Source organism: Citrobacter sp. VF227, from assembly GCF_052950715.1.
This window is the reverse complement of the sequence record NZ_JBRFVF010000596.1, coordinates 1-438: the sequence shown is the minus strand read 5'-3', so window position 1 is coordinate 438 and position 438 is coordinate 1. Positions and strand designations below refer to the sequence as shown.

At 68.9% G+C, this 438-nt stretch carries 1 protein-coding gene; it reads left to right on the top strand.

What is annotated here, in order from left to right:
- On the top strand, positions 1 to 438 hold a 438-nt coding region (locus tag ACU8YC_RS28075), incomplete at both ends, for a 3-hydroxyacyl-CoA dehydrogenase family protein (RefSeq protein WP_446896407.1).

Below are 438 nucleotides of genomic sequence, written 5' to 3'. Positions count from 1 at the left end.
ACGTGCCGGCGACGAACCTGCGCAAGGTCGGCGTGATCGGCGCCGGCTTCATGGGCGCGGGCGTCGCCTACGTCACCGCCCAGGCCGGGATTGAGGTGGTGCTGGTCGACCAGTCGGTGGAGGCGGCCGAGAAGGGCAAGGCCTACGCCCACACGCTCATCACCGGCCAGATCAACAAGGGCCGCGCCAAGACCGCCGACCGGGAGGCGCTGCTCGGCCGGATCCAGGCCACGGCGGATTACGGCGCGCTCGCCGAATGCGATCTGGTGATCGAGGCCGTCTTCGAGGATCCGCGCGTGAAGGCCGAGGTGATTCAGAAGGTCGAGGCGGTGATCCGCGCCGACGCGATCTTCGCGTCCAACACCTCGACCCTGCCGATCACCGGCCTGGCCAAGGCGTCGCAGCGGCCGGCGCAGTTTGTCGGCATCCACTTCTTCT